The sequence below is a fragment of the Caulobacter sp. S45 genome (assembly GCF_903642205.1).
Classification (GTDB): Bacteria; Pseudomonadota; Alphaproteobacteria; order Caulobacterales; family Caulobacteraceae; genus CAHJWH01.
Genome location: NZ_CAHJWH010000075.1, coordinates 1 through 14207, shown reverse-complemented (window position 1 = coordinate 14207; position 14207 = coordinate 1). Strand labels below are relative to the sequence as shown.

At 70.2% G+C, this 14207-nt stretch carries 12 protein-coding genes; 9 read left to right on the top strand and 3 right to left on the bottom strand.

Annotated features, from left to right (window positions below):
* Both HUV06_RS09115 and HUV06_RS09110 read left to right on the top strand, forming a co-directional pair.
* On the top strand, positions 1-675 hold a 675-nt coding region (locus HUV06_RS09115), incomplete at its 5' end, for a stage II sporulation protein M (protein WP_174300957.1).
* Positions 672-1553 carry an RDD family protein gene (locus tag HUV06_RS09110; RefSeq protein WP_174300956.1) on the top strand — a complete coding sequence of 294 codons (882 nt, stop codon included), beginning with the start codon at positions 672-674 and terminating at the stop codon, positions 1551-1553. The genes HUV06_RS09115 and HUV06_RS09110, both read left to right, overlap by 4 nt.
* A 10-nt stretch (positions 1554-1563) precedes the next feature.
* Here HUV06_RS09110 and HUV06_RS09105 read toward each other — a convergent pair whose 3' ends face one another.
* Complete coding sequence (locus HUV06_RS09105) at positions 1564-2373, bottom strand: hypothetical protein (protein WP_174300955.1); 810 nt, start codon at positions 2371-2373, stop codon at positions 1564-1566.
* A gap of 283 nt (positions 2374-2656) precedes the next feature.
* On the opposite strand from HUV06_RS09105, the gene HUV06_RS09095 reads away from it, so the two are divergent.
* From HUV06_RS09095 to HUV06_RS09075, 5 genes are all read left to right on the top strand, one after another.
* Positions 2657-5224, top strand: coding sequence for an ATP-binding protein (locus HUV06_RS09095; protein WP_254601002.1), 2568 nt, complete (start codon positions 2657-2659; stop codon positions 5222-5224).
* 98 nt (positions 5225-5322) lie between these two features.
* On the top strand, positions 5323-6108 hold the full coding sequence (locus tag HUV06_RS09090) for a transketolase (RefSeq protein ID WP_217433745.1): 786 nt from the start codon (positions 5323-5325) through the stop codon (positions 6106-6108).
* Positions 6105-7016: a transketolase family protein gene (locus HUV06_RS09085; RefSeq protein WP_217433743.1), complete on the top strand. Its 912-nt coding sequence runs from the start codon at positions 6105-6107 to the stop codon at positions 7014-7016. The genes HUV06_RS09090 and HUV06_RS09085 overlap by 4 nt, the downstream gene beginning before the upstream one ends.
* A complete protein-coding gene (locus HUV06_RS09080; protein ID WP_174300954.1) occupies positions 7013-8998 on the top strand; it encodes an NAD-dependent epimerase/dehydratase family protein in 1986 nt (661 codons plus the stop codon). The genes HUV06_RS09085 and HUV06_RS09080 overlap by 4 nt, the downstream gene beginning before the upstream one ends.
* Positions 8999-9003: 5 nt before the next feature.
* A complete protein-coding gene (locus tag HUV06_RS09075; protein WP_174300953.1) occupies positions 9004-10965 on the top strand; it encodes a GtrA family protein in 1962 nt (653 codons plus the stop codon).
* Here the strand turns inward: HUV06_RS09075 and HUV06_RS09070 are convergent.
* Positions 10962-12536: an amidase gene (locus tag HUV06_RS09070; protein WP_174300952.1), complete on the bottom strand. Its 1575-nt coding sequence runs from the start codon at positions 12534-12536 to the stop codon at positions 10962-10964. The two genes, HUV06_RS09075 and HUV06_RS09070, sit on opposite strands and share 4 nt — an antisense overlap.
* 389 nt (positions 12537-12925) lie before the next feature.
* Here HUV06_RS09070 and HUV06_RS09065 point away from each other — a divergent pair, with 389 nt between their 5' ends.
* Positions 12926-13306, top strand: coding sequence for a hypothetical protein (locus HUV06_RS09065; RefSeq protein WP_174300951.1), 381 nt, complete (start codon positions 12926-12928; stop codon positions 13304-13306).
* Here the strand turns inward: HUV06_RS09065 and HUV06_RS09060 are convergent.
* Positions 13279-13887 carry a TolC family protein gene (locus tag HUV06_RS09060; RefSeq protein WP_256430047.1) on the bottom strand — a complete coding sequence of 203 codons (609 nt, stop codon included), beginning with the start codon at positions 13885-13887 and terminating at the stop codon, positions 13279-13281. The two genes, HUV06_RS09065 and HUV06_RS09060, sit on opposite strands and share 28 nt — an antisense overlap.
* 38 nt (positions 13888-13925) lie before the next feature.
* Between HUV06_RS09060 and HUV06_RS09055 the strand changes: the two genes are divergently transcribed.
* Positions 13926-14207, top strand: a 282-nt coding sequence (locus HUV06_RS09055) for a hypothetical protein (protein WP_217433741.1), incomplete at its 3' end; no start/stop codon positions are given.

Below are 14207 nucleotides of genomic sequence, written 5' to 3'. Positions count from 1 at the left end.
CGGGCGCTGTGGCGCGAGGCGCTGCTGTCCGCGGTCATGCTGGTCAGCGGGGTGGCGGTGGCGTGCTGGCTCTATGCGATGGATGCGGACTGGTACTTCGCCTTCGTGCCGCGCCAGTACGCCCAGGGGCGCGATCCCACCGCCACCGCCGCGGCGCTCCGCGACATCCTCTACCAGCACGCCCACGGCGGGATGCTACAGGTGTTCGCCGCCTTCCTGTTCACCCACAACGCCGAGATCGCGGTGCTGGCCTTCGCGCTCGGCTTCGCCTTCGGGGTCCCCACGGCGCTGCTGGTGTTCGCCAACGGCTGCACGCTGGGCGCCATGCTGGCGCTGTACGCAAGCCACGGCCTGCTGCTGCCGCTCGGCGGCTGGCTGATGATCCATGGGGTGACGGAGCTGTCCGCGACCGTGCTGGCCGGAGCCGCGGGCTTCCGCATCGGCTGGTCGCTCGCCTTCCCAGGAGAGCGCACCCGGCTGGAGGCGGCGGCTCTGGCGGGGCGCCAGGCCTCGACCCTGATGGCGGGCGTGCTGGTCATGCTGCTGGTGGCCGGCGGCCTGGAGGGGGTCGGACGCCAGGTGATCACCAGCGACCTCGCCCGCTACGCCATCGCAGGCCTCAGCGCCGTCGGCTGGGCGAGCTATCTCTATGGGCCATGGAGCCGGCGGCCATGACCACCGTCGCGCCTATCGGGATCGACCCTGAGCGCCAGCGGTTCGCCCGCGAGCTGGTGACGCCCGAGGGTGTTGCGCTGCACATCACCCTGGCCAGCGCCAGCGAGCGGGCGGGCGCCTTCCTGCTCGACGCCGTGATCATCGTGGCCGTGCTGGTCGCCGCCACGCTCCTGTGCGGCTGGGTGGCATTGGCGACGCACGGTCAATCCCTGTCGCTTATCGGGGTGATCTGGCTCCTGGGCTTCTTCGTGCTCCGGAACGGCTGGTTCCTGGGCTTTGAGATGGGCGCGAGGGCGGCGACGCCGGGCAAGCGGGTGTTCGGCCTGCGGGTGGCGGCGCGCCATGGCGGACGGCTCACCGCAGACGCCCTGTTCGCCAGGAACGCCATGCGCGAGATCGAGGTCTTCCTGCCGCTGACCTTCCTGATCGTCAGCGCGGGCGGGGTGGATGCGGTGATGGCGGCGCTGGGCCTGCTTTGGACCGGCGTCTTCGCCCTCTTCCCGCTGTTCAACCGCGACCGGCTGCGCGCAGGCGACGTGGTGGCCGGCACCTGGGTGGTGCGCGATCCGCGCCGGGCGCTGACGGCAGAGATCGCGCGGACCGACCTCGCCCGCGATCCCCGCTTCGCCTTCGACTCAGCCCAGGTCCAGGCCTATGGCGTGGCCGAGCTCCAGGTGCTGGAGGACGTGCTGCGCGGCCAGGACCGGCGCGCGGTGCGCGTGGTGGCGGAGCGCATCCGCACCCGCATCGGCTGGCTGCAGGGACCGGAGGAGACCGACCGCGCCTTCCTGGACGCCTATTATGCGGCCCTGCGCGCCCGGCTGGAGTCCGGCCTGCTGCAGGGCCGGCGGCGGCGCGACAAGCACGACGCCGCCTGAGCCGCACAGGTCAGGCGAACACCTCCGAAAGCCGCTGCGTGTCGAAGCCGCCCTTCAGCGCCCGCAGCTCCTGGAACACCACGCCCACGCCCGTGCCGAACACCACGTAGACGACAGCGCTCACCAGCATCTGAAGGACCAGCGCGACATAGCCGAAAGGTCCGCTGGGCTGGACCATGAAGATATTGCCGGACAGGCCGAAGATCGCCCGGATCACAAGGGCGGCCAGAACGATCACGATCAGGCTGGCGACCCACAGCACCACAAGCAGCCAGAACACGGCCCAGCGGTGTCCCTTGGTCAGCTCGGCGCTTCGCCCGAAGGTGCGGAACACCCCCGTTTTCTCGCAGGCGGCCGCGGGCACCACCACCAGCCACGCCGTCGCCAGCATCAGGGCCGGGAAGATCAGCAGCAGGGTGGCGAACACGATGGCGAAGTAGCCGAGGATCGCCACCGCGATCAGCACCGGCAACGCGCGGAAGGCGGCTTCCAGCATGGCGCCCGGCGTAGCGGCGCGACCCTGCAGCCGCTCCACCGCGCGCCAGGACAAGGCGGCGTACACCAGCAGTGAAGCCAGCAGCCCTATGAAGCCGGCCAGGAAAAATCCTGCGCCGAAGACCGAGGGAAAACGACCCGGCGCAGGCGCTGCCATCGATTGCAGCTGCCCTCTGAAAAGGACCGATTTGAGCACCGTCGGCACGATCAGGATCGCTACCGCCAATCCGTAGCTCGTGACGAAATCCCGTCGCACGATGTCGAAGGTCAGCTCGCCGACCCGCGAGAGCTGGAAGCGGCGTGGAAGTGGAGCCTGTGTCGTCACCCTGAACCCCCCGGTTTGCAGACGATCACATTAGCATAACATCTCGAGGGTTGAAGCTCGGAAGAACTCGCGCAGCCACGGGCGGGAGCCTGGCCTGCGTGTCTCATCGGCGCGCATCCGTGCGTGCGACGCCCACGGCGCACTCTGCGCGGGACGCCCTGCGCTCGCGTCGGGGAAGCGCCGCGGCTGGCGAAACCTTATCCCAGCATGACGCATTCCGAGACGCTGAGTGGGCCGTCGCTCCCCTTCAAACCTGTGAATGGGAGCTCAATTGGAGCCGGGTTTGATCCACGAATCCCCTGTCGGCTCCAGCGCTCCGACGGACGAGTCGATGCCGGCTGCGGGCGGGCGCGCCGACCTGTCGCGCTATCGGGAGATGTTCGATGGCATAGACGCCGGCTTCTGCCTGATCGAGGTCGTTGTCGAAGGCGGCGTCGGGGTGGACTACCGCTTCCTGGACGCCAACCCCGCCTTCGAGGGGCAAACCGGCCTCACCGCCCCGGCCGGGCGGTTGGCCAGCGACCTGGCGCCGGGGCTTGAGCCGTACTGGTTCGAGACCTACGGCCGGGTGGCCCTCACCGGCCAGTCGACCCGCTTCGAGAACGGCTCGGAAGCCTTGGACCGCTGGTTCGACGTCCAGGCCTTCCGTGTCGGACCTGCGGACTCGCGTCAGGTCGCGGTGCTGTTCAACGACATCTCGGAGCGGCGGCGGGGCGAACTCGCCCTGAAGGAAAGCCGGGAGCGGCTGGAGCAGGCCCTGTCCGCAGGCCACGGCGTCGGCACCTGGGACTGGGACCCGGCGGCGGACCAGGTCAGGGCTGACGCGCGTTTCGCGAGACTGTATGGGGTCGACCCGGCGCGCGCGGCGGATGGCGCGCCCATCGCCGAGTTCTTCGCCGGCATTCATCCTGACGATCTGGTCCACGTACAGGATGCGATCAACATAGCGTTGAAGACCGGCGTCATCTTTTCCGCGGAGTACCGCCTCGTCCAGCCCGACGGCTCGATGCGCTGGGTGGTGGCCGAGGGTCGCTGCCGGCTGGCCGAAGACGGCACGCCGCTCCGCTTCCCAGGCGTCAGCTTCGATATCACCGAGCGCCGCCAGTCCGAGACGCGGCAGGGCGCACTGCTACGGCTCACCGACCGTCTGCGCGACCTGACCGATCCCGCGAGCATCGCCTTCGAGGCCTCGCGCCTGCTCGGCGAGACGCTGGAGGTCAGCCGGGTCGGCTACGGGGTGGTGGACACCCAAGAGGAGATCATCACCATCGAGCGGGACTGGAACGCGCCGGGCGTGACAACCCTCGCCGGCGTGTTGAACTTCCGTGAGTACGGCTCCTACATCGAGGACCTGAAGCGCGGCGAGACGGTGGTCATCGCCGATGCGCGCATGGACCCGCGCACGTGCGACACCGCCGGCCCGCTCGCCGCCATAAGCGCGCTCTCCTTCGTCAACATGCCCCTGGTGGAGCAGGGAGGCTTCGTCGCCCTGCTCTATGCCAACAACGCCACCGCCCGCGCCTGGTCGGAGACGGAGCTGCTGCTGATGCGCGAGGTGGCCGAGCGGGTGCGCGTGGCCACCGAGCGCACCCGGGCCGAAGCCGAGAGCCGCCGCCAGGCCGCCGAACTGGCGCACCTGAACGCCACCCTGGAGGCGCAGGTCGCCCAGCGTACGGGCGAGCTGATGGCGGCCGAGGAGCAGCTGCGGCAGTCCCAGAAGATGGAGGCGGTGGGCCAGCTCACCGGCGGCATCGCCCACGACTTCAACAACCTGCTCACCGGCATCACCGGCAGCCTCGAACTGCTGAGCACGCGCATCGCCCAGGGTCGGCTGAAGGACGTCGACCGCTACGCCATGGCGGCCCAGGGCGCGGCCAAGCGGGCGGCCGCCCTCACCCATCGCCTGCTGGCCTTCTCGCGGCGTCAGACGCTCGATCCAAAGCCCGTGGACGCCAACCGGCTGGTGGCGGGCATGGAGGAGCTGGTGCGGCGCACGGTCGGTCCTGCGGTCCATGTCGACGTGGTCTCCGCGGGCGGCCTGTGGCCCATCCTGGTGGACGCCAACCAGCTTGAGAACGCGCTGCTGAACCTCTGCATCAATGCACGCGACGCCATGCCGGAGGGGGGCCGGCTGACGATCGAGACCGGCAACCGGTGGCTCGACGCCCGGGCCGCCAAGGAGCGCGACCTGCCGCCCGGCCAGTACGTCTCGGTCTGCGTGTCGGACACCGGCGCCGGCATGACGCCAGAGGTGATCGCCAAGGCGTTCGACCCCTTCTTCACCACCAAGCCGCTGGGGCAGGGCACGGGCCTGGGCCTGTCGATGATCTATGGTTTCGTCCGGCAGTCGGACGGCCAGGTGCGGATCTATTCGGAGCCGGGGCAGGGCGCCCTGGTGTGCCTCTACCTGCCCCGCCACCTGGGGGAGGCGGAGGAGCCGGAGACGCCGGCGGAGCTGGCCGAGGTTTCCCGCGCCGGCGCGGGCGAGACGGTCCTGGTTGTGGACGACGAGCCCACGGTCCGAATGCTGGTGGCCGAGGTGCTGGAGGAGCTGGGCTACTCCGCCCTCGAAGCCGCCGACGGCGCCTCCGGCCTCAAGCTGCTGCAGTCGGACGTGCGGGTGGACCTGCTGGTCACCGACGTGGGCCTGCCCGGCGGCATGAACGGCCGACAGATGGCCGATGCGGCCAGGCTGGGCCGTCCTGACCTGAAGGTGCTGTTCATCACCGGCTATGCCGAGAACGCGGTGGTCGGCAACGGTCACCTGGACCCCGGGATGCACGTCATGACCAAGCCCTTCGCAATGGAGGCGCTGGCCACGCGCATCCGCGAGCTGACCAACGGGGAATGAACGCAACCGGCTGGCGGCGGCGGGCTCGGGACACCGCCCCTTAAGTCGCCGTTATCCGATCAGGCGCTACAGCTCGACCTCGTCACGGAGCTGTCGGAATGGACGACGCCGGCTACTTTCCGGGTTCGGCCCTCGCCATGATCAAGGCGCGGCTGTTGAAGATGCACTTCGACGCCAGGGTCGGTCACATCGGCGGCAACCTGTCCTGCATAGACGCCGTGGCGCACCTGCACCTCCAGGTCATGCTTGAGGACGACGTCTTCGTGCTGTCCAAGGGCCATGCCGCCGGCGCCCTGTACGCCACGCTCTGGGCTACGGGCGACATCACCGAAGCGGAGCTGCTGTCCTACTACAAGGACGGGACGCACTTGGCCGCCCATCCCGCCGCCCGCTGGAACAGGCGCATCCGGTTCGGAACGGGGAGCCTCGGCCACGGCCTGGGCCTGGCCACCGGCGTCGCCTTCGCCAAGCGGCTGCGGCATGAGGCGGGAACCACCTACTGCCTGATGGGTGACGGCGAGTGCCAGGAGGGCTCGATCTGGGAGGCTGCCGCCTTCGCCCAGCATCACGGGCTGTCCAACCTCGTCTGCCTGGTCGACGCGAACGGGTGGCAGGGCTTCGGCCGAACGGGGGAGGTGGGCGGCGCGGCCCCGCTCGCCGGCCGGTTCCGGGCCCTGGGCCTGCAGGTGGAGGAGATCGGCGGCCACAGCTCCACCGCGCTCGACCTCGCGCTCCGCCGACGCAGCGAGGGGCCGCTGGTGGTGGTGCTCGACACCGTCAAGGGACACGGCGTCTCCTTCATGGAGGACCGGATGGAGTGGCACTACCTGCCGATGTCCCCGGACCAGTACGACCTGGCCCTGCAGGAACTGGAAGCGGCGTGAGGGGGAGCTTCTGCGCCGGTCTGGTCGAGCTCTCCAGGCGCCGGCCGTTCCTGTTCTTGACCGGCGACCTGGGCTTCATGGCGCTGGAGCCGCTGCAGGCGGCGCTGGGAGACCGCTTCGTCAACGCCGGCGTGGCCGAGCAGAACATGGTCAGCGTCGCCGCCGGCGCGGCGAGCGTGGGGGAGCAGTGCTGGACCTACAGCATAGCGCCCTTCATCTACGGCCGCCCGTTCGAGCAGATCCGCAACGACGTGTGCCTGCACGACATGGACGTGAAGCTGGTCGGCAACGGCGGCGGCTATGGCTACGGCGTCATGGGGGCGACCCACCATGCGCTGGAGGACTACGGGGTGCTGCTGACGCTGCAGAACATGCGCGTCTATCTTCCCGCCTTCGCCGACGACGTGGCCCCGATCCTGGAGCGCATGGCCGACGACCCGCACCCGGCCTACCTGCGCCTCGGCCGCTGCGAGAAGCCCGCCGGCCTGGCCCTTGGAGCGTACGCGCCCTGGCGGCGGCTGCTGGAGGGGAAGGCGGGGGTCCTGGTGGTGGCCGGCCCGAACGCGGGGACGATCCTGGCCCTCGCCCGAGAGCTCAGCCCCATCGAGCGGCCGGAGGTCTGGGTGGTCAGCGAACTGCCGTTCGAGACGCCGCCCAAGGCGTGCCTGGACCGCATCCGGCGCACGGGCGCCCTCTTCGTGGTCGAGGAGCACGTGCGCCAGGGCGGCGTCGGCCAGATGCTGGCCCACGCCCTGATGACGCAAGGGGTGGGCCCTCGCACCTTCCGCCACTTCCATGCCGCCGGCTACCCCAGCGGGCTGTACGGCTCCCAGGCGTTCCACCGCGCCGAGAGCGGCATCGACGCCCGCGCGGTCCTGGCCGAGATCGGCCAGATGGTCCCCGCATGAGCACGGACGCGCTCGCGTCCGGGATCGAGCAGCTGCAAGGTCCGATCCTGATCCTGGGCGCCAGCGGCTTCGTCGGCGCCAACCTGCTGCGCCACATCCTTGTCAGACGCTCCGACGTCTTCGGGACCACCTCCCAGACCTCCGCCTGGCGGCTGGAGGGCGTTCCCGGCGAGCACGTCATCGCGGGCGACCTGCTGATCGACCAGAACCTCAGCGAGCTGCTGGACAGGGTGCGGCCGCGCACGGTGTTCAACTGCATCGCCTACGGCGCCTACTCGTTCGAGGACGACGCCAGCCTGATCTACCGCACCAACGTGGAAATGACCGCGCGGGTCATGGAGCAGCTGCGCGGGCGCGGCGTGCACCGTTACGTTCATGCGGGCAGCTCGTCGGAGTACGGCGAGGACGCCGCCGGGCCGTCCGAGGACGCGGTGCTCCGGCCCAACAGCCACTATTCTGTGTCCAAGGGCTCGGCCGCCGGCCTGATCCACTATGCCGGCCGGAAGCTGGGCTTCCCCGGCGTGAACCTGCGCCTCTACTCCGTCTACGGCCCCTACGAGGACGCCTCGCGCCTTGTCCCGACCGCCGTCCTGGACGGCCTGGAAGGACACCACGCGAGCTATGTGGACCCGGAGACCTCGCGCGACTTCGTCTATGTGGACGACGCCTGCGAGGCCTTCATCTGCGCCGCGCTGAACCTGAAGCCGGAGCGCTTCGGGGACTCCTACAACATCGGAAGCGGCGTGAAGACCACCATCGGTGAGTTCGCCTCGACCTGCAGCTTGCTGTTCGGGCTGGAGGGCGAGCCAGGCTTCACCATGGCCGGCCGCAAGTGGGACACCGCCGACTGGTTCGCCGACCCGGTCCGGGCGCAGCAGCAGCTCGGCTGGCGCGCGCGCACGTCGCTGGCAGCTGGGCTGGAGCGGACGGCGGCCTGGTGCCGGGCGCTGGAGGACCGCGCCCGATACCGGCGCACGTCCAAGAAGTTCGGCGCGGACGAGGTGTTCAGCGTGTCGGCGATCGTGGCCTGCTACAAGGACGCGCAGGCCATCCCGTTCATGCACCAGAGGCTCAGCGAGACCTTCCGCAAGCTGGATATCGGCTACGAGATCATCTTCATCAACGACAACAGCCCCGACGACAGCGAGGACGTGATCCGGGCCATCTCGGCGCGCGACCGGCACGTCATCGGCGTCTCCCACGCCCGCAACTTCGGCTCCCAGGCCGCGTTCCGCAGCGGGCTGGAGATCGCCACCAAGAACGCCTGCGTGCTGCTCGACGGCGACCTGCAGGACCCGCCGGAACTGATCGAGGCCTTCGTCGCCAAGTGGCGGGAGGGCTACGAGGTCGTGTACGGCCGGCGCGTGAAGCGCGATGCGCCCTGGCACATGGGCCTCGCCTACAAGCTGTTCTACCGCCTGTTCCAGGCCTTCTCCTACGTCACGGTCCCCCGCGACGCCGGCGACTTCTCGCTGATGGACCGGCGCGTCGTGCGCTCCCTGCTCAGCTTCCCGGAGCGCGACCTGTTCCTGCGCGGCGTGCGCGCCTTCGTCGGCTTCCGACAGGTGGGCGTGGACTATGTCAGGCCCGAGCGCATGTTCGGCGTCTCGACCAACAACCTGATGAAGAACATCGGCTGGGCGAAGAAGGGCATCCTGTCTTTCAGCAACGTGCCGTTGATGGTGGTCAGCACCGCCGGCATCCTGCTCTTCGCCCTGTCCGTCCTGCTCGGCGCCCTCTACGTCCTCTCGCGCCTCGTCTTCCCCGCCGCCGCCCCGCGGGGGTTCACCAGCACGATTCTCATCGTGATCTTCTTCGGCTCGATCAACATGCTGGGGATCAGCATCCTGGGCGAATACATCGCCAAGATCTTCGAGGAGGTGAAGCGCCGCCCCCACTTCGTGCGCCGCAACTTCATACGCGACGGCGAGGTGCGACTGGCGAGCGAGACCGGCTACGTCGCCGCCGTGCAGCGCATCTAGCCGCCATGTTCGCCCTCAAAGCCCACCCCTCCCAGGCCCTGGTCAGCGCCGACAGCGCCTCGGTGCAGGCCGTCCGCTTCCTGGCGGCGGGCGCCTGCAACACCCTGTTCGGCTACAGCGTCTTCGCGCTGCTGACCTGGCTCGGAGCGGCCCCCCTTGCGGCGCTGGTGGGGTCCACCGCCGCCGGGGTCGCCTTCAACTTCCAGACGTCGCGCCGGCTGGTGTTCCGGTCCGGCCGCACGGGCCGCGCACACCGCTTTGTCGGGATATATCTGGTCCTGCTCGCCTCGAACTGGGCCGTGCTGTCTGGCCTGCGACGGCTGGGCGTTCCTACGCTTGCGGCCCAGGCCCTGCTGCTGCTCCCCTTCGCCGCAGCCTCGTTCGCGGCCCAGAGGGTGTTGGTGTTCAGGACGCTGGAGCCGGGCCAGGGCGCGCCGGGCCACCGGGGCGGCCCGTCCGTCTTGCCGTGGGGCGGCAAGGCGCCGACGTGGCTCATCCGCCCGGCGGGGTCCGACGGTTCCGCCGGCGACAGCCGCCTGTGGCTCTTCGGGCTCGGCCTTGGTGGAGCGAACGCCGCCTTCCTCCTGGGCATGCTGACGTCGCCGAGGCTCGGCCTGTGCGCCTGCGCCCTCATGGTCATCACCTTGTGGCGGATGCTGGCGCGTCCTTCGCGTGGGCAAGGCGCAGGTCTGGCCGACCGCCTCAGCCTGTGGGCGCTGGCGCTCGGGCTGGCTCTGACCCTGTGCCTTTTGGGCGGAGAGGGCCGCATCTTCTATGCCAACACCGACTGGCAGATCCGGGACGCTGTGCTGGCCGACCTCTCCACCCGGCCCTGGCCTGTGCATTATCACGCCGCGGCCGGCGACTTCGTGCTGAGGGCGCCGCTCGGCATGTACATGCTGCCGGCCCTCATCGGCCACGCGGCGGGTTGGCGGGCGGCTCAGCTCGCCCTGCTCGTCCAGAACACCGCGCTCCTGGGCGGCGTGCTCGCCGTGTTCATGTCTGTTGCGCAGCGCTGGGCGAGCCGCCTCCTCATCGCGGCCGTATTCGTCGCCTTCAGCGGCTGGGACCTCATCGCCCAGCTCCTGCAGGGCCATTTCGTCCAGGCCTATCCCTGGAACCACCTGTTCCCCTCGCTGGAGACCTGGGCGCCCGGCTTCCAGTACTCGTCCCTTGTGGCCGACCTGTTCTGGGCGCCCAACCACGCCATTCCGGCCTGGATCATGGCGGCGACCTACGTGCTGTGGCGCAGAGGCGAGGCGTCCGTCCTGACCCTTGCGGCGATCACTGGACTGAGCGTGCTTTGGTCGCCCCTGGCGGTCATGGGCGCGGCCCCTTTCGTCGTCCTCGCCGTCCTGCAGGACCTGCATAGAGGTCGCCTGACCCTATGGAACGGCGCGAGCCTGCTGCCGCTCGTGCTCGCCCTTCTTCCCGTCGCCCTCTACGTGACCCTTGACGGCGGCGAGGTCGTTCATGGCCTCAATGTCGGGACGAAGGAGTTCCAGCGATCCTTTGTGCTGCTCATTCCGCTCGAAGTCGCACCGCTTCTGTACCTCGCCGGGAGCTCTCGCTCGAGCTGGCGCGATGATGACCGATTCGACGTCTATCTTTGTGCGATCATGCTCGTGCTGATCCCTTTCTACAGGATCGGCATCTCCAACGACTTCATGATGCGGGCCTCCATCTTCCCGATCACAGTGCTTGCGATCCTGGCGGCGAGGGGGTTTGTCACGGCCCTGGAGTCCACCACGTCCAGGCGTCTGGCGGTGTTGCTGGTCCTTCTGGCGATCGGCGCCGCCACCCCGGCGGCCGAGATCATCCGCGCCGTGGTCGAGCGTCCGGACCCACCCCGGGGGGCGGACCTGTTCACCGCCTGGGAGCAGCCGGCGTCCCGCGGCTCCCCCAAGTCCACCTATGTCGCGCCCGAGGTCGCCTATGACCGTCAGGCCTGGCTGCTCAAGCCCTAAGGGAGCGGGTCCACGGTGGCCGGGAAGCTGGGCGCCGGGAGCGGAGGCGTCATCGCCTCCCAGGCTTCAGCCAGGGCCAGCACGCGCGCATCGCTCCACTTCGGTCCGATGAAGGACAGGCCCACCGGCAGGCCGCGGACCAGCCCCATGGGCGTGGTCACGTGGGGGTATCCGGCCACGGCGGGGAAGGTCGCCACCGACGCGGGCCCGGCGTCGCCATACACCAGGTCGACCTTCCAGGTCGGCCCGGTCGTGGGCGAGACCAGGGCGTCGAGCCGCTGGCCCACCAGCAGCCGGTCGATCCCCTCCGCCCCGGTGAGCCGCAGCGACTCGGCGCGGGCGGCCTGGTAGGCAGGGTCCTGCAGGCCCTTGGTGGCCTGCGACGCCTCGAACAGGTCCTGGCCGAACAGGCGGGTCTCGGCTGACGTCGCTCTGTTGAAGGCGATCAGGTCGGCCAGCGTCTTCGCCTGCACCGCGGGGGCGGCGCCGGCGAGATAGGCGGCCATGTCGGCCTTCATCTCCGTCTCGAGCACCAGGGTCTCATCTGTCCCAAGCCGCGGCTCGTCGGGCAGCTTGACCTCCACCAGCACCGCGCCGGCGGCCCGCAGCCGGTCCAGCGCCTGGGCGTAGAGGGCGTCGATCCCGACATAACTGTCCGGGGTGAACCGCAGCACGCCGAGCCGCAGGCCCCGCAGGTCCGCCGGCCGCACCTGGGCCAGGGCGGCTGCAGCCGTGGCTGCGCCCGGCGCCTGGGAGGGCGGATCGGCGGGGTCCGACCCGGCCATGGCGGCGGCCAGCAGGGCGGCGTCGGCGGCGGTATGGGCGATGGGGCCCGCGGTGTCCTGACTGTGGCTGATCGGCACGATGCGGGTGCGTGCGATCAGGCCCAGGCTCGGCTTCAGCCCGGTGACGCCCTCCATGGACGACGGGCAGGTGACCGAGCCGTCTGTCTCGCTGCCGACCGCCGCCGCCGCCAGCCCCGCCGCCACCGCCACCGCGCTCCCGCTGGAGGAGCCGCAGGCGCTGCGGTCCAGTGCGTAGGGGTTCCTCACCAGGCCGCCGACCGGGGTCCAGCCGCTGGTGGCGTGGCTGGAGCGGAAGTTGGCCCACTCGGTCAGGTTGGCCTTGCCCAGGATCACCGCCCCTGCCGCCCGAAGGCGCGCCGCCAGGGCAGCGTCATGGCCGGTGACGTTGGCGGCCAGCGCCAGGGAGCCGGCCGTCGTGGGCGTCCGGTCTGCGGTCTCGATATTGTCCTTCAGCAGGATCGGCACGCCGTGCAGCGGCCCCCGCACGTGACCAGACCGCCGCTCGGCGTCCAGGGCCCGCGCCTGGAGAAGCGCTTCGGGGTTGAGGGAGATCACCGCATGGAGGCCAGGACCGCCCCGGTCCAGCCGCGCGATCCGATCGAGATAGAAGCGCACCAGCTGCTCTGCCGTCAGCCGGCCGTCCGCCATGGCCGCATCGATCTCGGCGATGGAGGCGCGCTCCAGCGGCGGCGGGGCGGCGTTCGCCGAGTGCGCCGCAACCAGCAGGCCGGCGGCGAGCCCGGCAAGACCTGGACGGCCGCGCATCTTGGGTATCCCTGTTGTTTGCAGGCCAGGACAGCAGAGAGCCCGGGAACAGTCCAGCCCTGCGGCCCCCACGAGTTCGGCCTGACCGATTGGGGGACGTGGCGAACGGCTTGCGATCCTGGCGTGCAAGCCGCAATCAGGCGCTACAGCTCGTCGCGGCCACGCTCCGGCTGATCGTCGAGCCTCGTCCAACTGCGTTCCGGTGGATGAGTCGCTGAGGTAGAGTTGGCGCGATGGCGGCAGGCAGGCTGAAGGTTTTCCAGGCTCAGCTCGGGTTTTTCGACACTGTCGTTGCGACCCCGAGTCGGGCCGCAGCGCTGCGCGCCTGGGGAACGCGTCAAGATCTCTTCGCCAGCGGCGACGCCAGGCTCTCGACCGATAAAGCGGCGGTGGCCGCCGCGTTGGAGCATCCTGGCGCCCTGCTGCGCCGCGCCGTCGGCTCGACCGATCCCTTCCAGCTCGAACCCGCCAGCCTGCCGAACGTGCCGGACGCGCCCCAACGGCCGGCCGTGAAGGCGGCCGGCCAGACAAGGCGCGCCCCCGCGCCCAAGCCGCCGCCGGATCGTACGGAACTGGACGCCGCCGAGCTTGCCCTGCGCTCGCTGGATGAGGCGCGAAAGAGCGAAGAGGCTGACCTGCGACAGCGGCAGGACGACTTGGACGCCTCAAGGAGGTCGGCCCAGAAAGCCTATGTCGAGGCGCACAAGACCGCGAAGGCCGCCATCGCAAGGGCTGAGGAGCTTTATCGAAAGGCAGGCGGCGAGGTTTGACGTCCTGACGCGCCTTGCACGACCCCGGGCGCCGTGCAGCCGGCGCCTGCGGCGCGGAAGGACGCGACGGCCGCCAGGGCGGCGCGGCTCCGCGCCTGGGCGAGCTGGTCGGAGGCCGCGAGCAGGTCGCGGTCGGCGTCCAGCACCTCGATCAGGCTGAGCACGCCGGCCTGATAGGCGTCCTGGGCCTGGTCCCGGGCGAGCGTCAGGTCGGTGATCTGGCCCTGGAGCGCTGCGGCTTGGGTCCGCGCCTGCACTAGGTCGGAGATCGCGGTCTCAACCTCGCCAGTGGCGCGGTACACGGCGGCGCGGTAGGCGGCCAGGGCCTCGGCTTCGCGGCCCCGTGCGCCGGCCACCTCAGCGTCCACCCGGCCGAAGTCGAACAGCCGCCAGCGCAGGCCGCCCGAGACCTGGTGCTGGAGCGCCTCGGGCGCGAACACCCGGCTGGAGTCCAGGCTCTCCACGCCAAGCAGTCCGGTGAGGGAGACCTTGGGGTAGTAGTCGGAGATGGCCGCGCCGATGCGGGCGTCGGCTGCGGCCAGCCGGCGTTCGGCGGCGAGCACGTCGGGGCGGCGGCGCAGCAGGTCGGCCGGGCCGCCGAGCGCGGACAGGGCGGGCGTTGGTGTGGCCGCCGCTGGCGCACCGGGTGATGGGGCTGACGCAGAGTGCGCTGGCGGAGTTTCGGCGGGTGTTGAAGCCGGGTGGATGGGTGGTGGTGCTGGCGAATCGGCGGGTGCATACGGGGTCGGCGCAGGCGGAGGCGTACGAGGCTCTGCTGATGGAGCATGGTACGGATTACGCGGAGGTGCGGTCGGGCTATGGCAAATATGGGGCGTTGCAGCCCTATGGTGGCGAGACGTTCCAGGTGCGGATGCCGGGGGAGGAACGGTTGACTTGGGAG